The sequence below is a fragment of the Micromonospora sp. NPDC049799 genome, assembly GCF_040656655.1.
In the GTDB taxonomy this organism is placed as follows: domain Bacteria; phylum Actinomycetota; class Actinomycetes; order Mycobacteriales; family Micromonosporaceae; genus Micromonospora.
Window position 1 is genome coordinate 1 of record NZ_JBFAMU010000367.1, and the last position, 4,974, is coordinate 4,974.

Consider the following 4,974-nt stretch of genomic DNA (forward strand, 5'->3'; position numbering starts at 1 on the left):
ATGCGGGCGGCGGCGGCGGACGGGGCGTAGTACGCCGAGCCGGTCTTCAGCAGCGCGACGACCTCGGCGCCACCGTTGCGGGTCTTGACGACCAGTCGGGTCGATCGGCTGACCGTTGGCGGTGCGCGGTGCGTAGCCGTCACCGTTGGCCGGACGCGGGCCGAAGGCGTCGCCGTTGGCCGGACGCGTCGGGAAGGCCCCGCCGTCGGGGGTGCCGTTGCGAGTGCTCGCGCCGGTCAGGTCGGACCAGGCCGGCATCGACCGGGCCGGGCCGGTGGGGGATCCCGAGCCGTTCCGGTGGGCCGGGTCGAACGGTCGGCCACCCAGGGTGACCTGGTTGCCGGACTCGCCGGACCGGGGGGCCGGGGCGACGGGACCGTTGCCGAGCGCGGGCAGCGCGCCGAACACCGGCGCCGGGCCGGACGACTGCGGTGCGGGCAACGCCGGCATGTGCTGGCCGCGGCCGGCGAGCGCCCTGGGCACCAGCACCGAGGTGGGCATGGTGACCTCGGCGACGGTGCCGCGGTCGGCGCCGGGTCGCAGCTCCACCCTGACGCCGTGCCGGGACGCCAGACGGGCGACCACGACCAGACCCATCATGCGGGAGACGGCCACGTCCACCTGCGGCGGCGTGGCGAGCCGCTCGTTGAGGTCGGTGAGCTGGTCGGCGCTGATACCGATGCCCCGGTCCTCGACGTAGAGCGACGCGCGGTCGCCGACGCGGCGGGCCTCCACCATGACCTGCGAGTCCGGCGGGGAGAACGCGGTGGCGTTGTCGAACAGCTCGGCGACGAGGTGGACCATGTCGTTGACGGCGTGGGCGGCGACCTCGATGTCCCGGTCGATGATGCCGAACTCGATCCGGGTGTAGTGCTCGACCTCGGACTGGGCGGCGCGGAGCACGTCGATCAGCGCGGCCGGCTCCCGCTGCACGCGGGTGGAGTCGGCACCGGCGAGCACCAGCAGGTTCTCGTCGTTACGGCGCATCCGGGTGGCCAGGTGGTCGAGCTGGAACAGCTCGGCCAGCCGATCCGGGTCCTCCTCGCCGCGCTCGAGCCGGTCCAGGTGGCCGATGAGCCGGTCGACCAGGATCTGCGACCGGCGGGCCAGGTTGACGAACATGGTGGCGACGGAGGCGCGCAGCGCGGCCTGCTCGGCGGCGGTACGCACGGCCTCCAGGTGGACCGCGTTGAACGCCTCGGTCACCTGCCCGAACTCGTCCTTGCTGCGCACCGGCAGCGGCTCGGCGATCTGGTTGGCGAGCTGCACCGGAGTGAGCTGACCGGTGACCTGCGGGTCACGCAGCCGCGCCACCGCCTGGGGCAGGCCGTACTGGGCGATCGAGAGGGCGCCCTGCCGGAGGTCGCGCAGCGAGCGGGCCATCGAGCGGGCCACCAGGTACGCGAAGAAGATGGCGAGCAGCAGCATGATCAGCAGCAGGCCGGTCTCCAGGAACACCTGGCGCTGCACGTCCGAGCGGAGGTCGTCGGCGAGCCGGACGGCGTCGTCGTCGAGGCCCGCCTCCACCTTCCGCATCAGGTCGGCCTCGGCAACCATCGCGTTGTCCCACTGGTTGGCGTTGAAGCCCGCCTGGTTCAGGTTGGCGGCGCTCGACAGGCCGCGCAGGTTGCTCCGGTAGCCGTTGGCCTCACGCAGGTCGGCGCCCGCGACCGTCTGCTGGTAGCGCTCCTGGTCGGAACGATCGGCGACGCTGCCGAAGGTCTCCAGCCACTGCCGCTGAGCGGTGAACGTCGAGATGTAGAGGTCGCGCAGGTTGGGCGTGAGCTGGCGCTGGATCAGCGAGATGTGCACCACGTAGCGTTCCTGGGAGTGGAACTCCTTGTGGCGGGCCAGGGCCGTGGCGGCGCGCATCTGGTCGCTCAGCTCGATGTCCCCGGCGAGCTGCGTGGCGGAGTCGCGCACGTTGAGCAGGTTGGCGATCACGTCGTCGTACTGCTGGTACACCTGGGCGGTGTTGAGCCGGTAGTTGAGGACCTGGCTCCGGATGCCCGGCAGGTCGGTCAGCGACCGGTCGATGTAGCGCAGCTGGTTCTCGAGGGCGGCCGGCAGGTCCTCGACCTCGGCGCGCTGCCGCGAGTACGGGGTCTTCGCCTCCTCGACGCGGGCGGTGGCCTGCTCGAACGCGGTGCGGGAGGTTTCCGCGGAGGCCTTCGCGCCGCCCACCAGCCGGATCGCGTTGGTCCGCTCGTCCTGCAGGGTGTCGACCAGCTCACCCGAGTAGCCGACGAGGATGGCGAGGTCGCCGGCCCGGTTGGCATTGTTGAGCGTCTGCAGGTGGTCGACGAGACCGCTCGTACCCACGACGACCGTGGCGATGGTCGGCACGATCATGATGAGACCGAGCTTGGACCAGATCGGCATGTCGCGGAGCCGGCCGGCCGGCCGGCGCAGACGCGACAGGAAGGAGCCTGCCGTCTTTGGCCGTTTGCTCACGTCACCGCCCTCGTGATTTCAGCGTCCGCGTTACCCCAGGGCAACGCCCAGCGGCCGACCCGGCGGGTCGGACCATCCGAGATTCCATCACGCCTCCTCGGAAAGAGAAAGCCCAGGTTGGCCGTCGATCTGGGTGTGATGAGATGTTGATGCGATTTGATAGCAGTCCGTCTGGCCGGAGTAACTGAAGGTTATGGAACACCCCTACCGCGTCATCCTCCTCGCCGGCCCTTCCGGCTCCGGAAAGTCGTACATAGCGGAGCGAACTGGCCTGCCAGTGCTCTGTCTGGACGACTTCTACAAGGACGGCGATGACCCTACGTTGCCGCGACAGAACGGCCTGGTCGACTGGGAGTCTCCCCTGTCCTGGGACGCCGATTCGGCCGTGGAGACGATTGCCCGACTGGCCCGCGAGGGTCGGGCCGAAGTGCCGGTCTATGCGATCGATCAGGACCGACGGGTGGCCACCCGGTCATTCGACCTGGCCGGATCGCCACTTTTCGTGGCCGAAGGGATTTTCGCCGCCGAGATCGTCGCCGAGTGCCACCGGCGCGGCCTGGTCGCCGGGGCATACGCGCTGCGGCGACCCCGTGGGGCGACCTTCGTCCGGCGGCTCGCCCGGGACCTCGCCGAACAGCGCAAGGCACCCCGGGTGCTGCTCCGCCGGGGGGTGGAGTTGCTGCGGGCGGAGCCGGCGGTGCTGCGCCGGCAGACCGGCCTCGGCGCGGAGGCGGCCCGCGCTGGCGAGGTGCTGCGCCGCGTGGCGGGCCTGCTCGCCGGCCACCCGCACCGTCCCTGATCCGGCACGACACGCCGGCCGTCGGGGTGAGGTCGGACACCCGGCGGGACGGCGGCGCCCGTACGGCTCAGCCCAGCAGCTTGGCGTACGCGGGCTTGATCACCTCGTCGATGATCCGCAGCCGCTCGTCGAACGGGATGAACGCGCTCTTCATCGCGTTGATCGTGAACCACCGGAGCTCGGCCCAGCCGTAGCCGAAGGCGTCCACCAGCAGCGCCATCTCCCGGGACATCGAGGTGCCGCTCATCAGCCGGTTGTCGGTGTTGACCGTCACCCGGAACCGCAGGTCGCGCAGCAGCCCGATCGGGTGGTCGGCGATCGAGGCGACGGCGCCGGTCTGCACGTTGGACGACGGGCAGAGCTCCAGCGGGATCCGCTTGTCCCGCACGTACGCGGCCAGCCGGCCCAGCACCGGCTCGTCCCCGGGCGTGATGTCGTCCACGATCCGTACGCCGTGGCCGAGGCGGTCGGCTCCGCACCACTGGATCGCCTGCCAGATGGAGGGCAGCCCGAACGCCTCGCCGGCGTGGATGGTGAAGTGGAAGTTCTCCCGCTGGAGGTACTCGAAGGCGTCCAGGTGCCGGGTGGGCGGGAACCCCGCCTCCGCGCCCGCGATGTCGAAGCCCACCACCCCGGTGTCCCGGTGCCGCACCGCCAGCTCGGCGATCTCCTGCGAGCGGGCGGCGTGCCGCATGGCCGTGAGCAGCGTGCCGACCCGGATCGGCGTGCCGGCAGCCGCGGCCTCCGCGCTGCCCTCGGCGAACCCGGCCAGCACCGCCTCGACCACCTCGTCCAGGCTCAGGTCACGCTCCAGGTGCTGCTCCGGAGCGAAGCGGACCTCCGCGTACACCACCCCGTCGGCGGCCAGGTCGAGCGCGCACTCCCGGGCCACCCGACGCAGCGCCGACGCGGTCTGCATGACGGCGACGGTGTGCGCGAACGTCTCCAGGTAGCGCTCCAGCGAGCCGGAGTCGGCCGCCGCCACGAACCAGCGGCCCAGGGCCTCCGGCTCGGTGGTGGGCAGCTCGTGTCCGACCTCGGCGGCCAACTCCACGATCGTCGCCGGCCGCAGCCCACCGTCGAGATGATCGTGCAGCAGCGCCTTCGGGACCTTGACGATGTCCTCGTACCGGATTGTCGCGACCATGACCCGACCCTAGTGGGCACGGGTCCGGCGACCGACGAGGACCAGCCGGTCCGGGTGCCGGCACCGGACCGGCTGGCCCGCCTGCGAGGATGAGCCGGTGAGCGTCGCACGCCGGACCGTACGGCACCTGCCGGGTGCCCTGGACGCCTGACGTGGATCCGCGCATCGTCGACCGGCTCCGCTGCCCGGTCTGCACCGAGCCGCTGGCCGAGGTGGCCGCCGGCACCGCCCGTGCCCTGCGCTGCTCCCGTCGGCACAGCTTCGACGTGGCTCGGCAGGGCTACGTGAACCTGCTGGCCGGCCGCGCCCCGCACGTCGGGGACACCGCCGAGATGGTCGCTGCACGCGCCGACTTCCTGGCTGCCGGTCACTACGACGTGATCTCGTCGGCCCTCGCCCGTGCCGCCGTCGCAGCCACCGACCGCGGAGCGCAAAGTGGGTGCGGCGTCGGGGCGTACCCCCTGGTCGTCGACGCCGGCGCGGGCACCGGCCGGCACCTCGCGGCGGTGCTGGCGGCGCTGCCGGACGCCGCCGGCCTGGCCCTGGACGTCGCCAAGCCGGCGCTGGGCCGCGC

Annotated in this window: 4 protein-coding genes; 2 read left to right on the forward strand and 2 right to left on the reverse strand. The window is 72.0% G+C overall.

Going from position 1 to position 4,974, the window contains the following annotated elements; genetic code table 11:
* Nucleotides 1-2,454: nitrate- and nitrite sensing domain-containing protein (locus tag AB0I76_RS22265; RefSeq protein WP_357038605.1), on the reverse strand; the 2,454-nt coding region annotated here is incomplete at its 3' end.
* A gap of 193 nt (nt 2,455-2,647) precedes the next feature.
* On the opposite strand from AB0I76_RS22265, the gene AB0I76_RS22270 reads away from it, so the two are divergent.
* A complete protein-coding gene (locus AB0I76_RS22270) occupies nt 2,648-3,253 on the forward strand; it encodes an ATP-binding protein (protein WP_357038608.1) in 606 nt (201 codons plus the stop codon).
* Nucleotides 3,254-3,320: 67 nt separating this feature from the next.
* On the opposite strand, the gene AB0I76_RS22275 is transcribed toward AB0I76_RS22270, so the two are convergent.
* Complete coding sequence (locus AB0I76_RS22275; protein WP_357038610.1) at nt 3,321-4,400, reverse strand: adenosine deaminase; 1,080 nt, start codon at nt 4,398-4,400, stop codon at nt 3,321-3,323.
* Between the two features lie 152 nt (nt 4,401-4,552).
* Between AB0I76_RS22275 and AB0I76_RS22280 the strand changes: the two genes are divergently transcribed.
* Nucleotides 4,553-4,974, forward strand: a 422-nt coding sequence (locus AB0I76_RS22280; RefSeq protein ID WP_357038613.1) for a putative RNA methyltransferase, incomplete at its 3' end; no start/stop codon positions are given.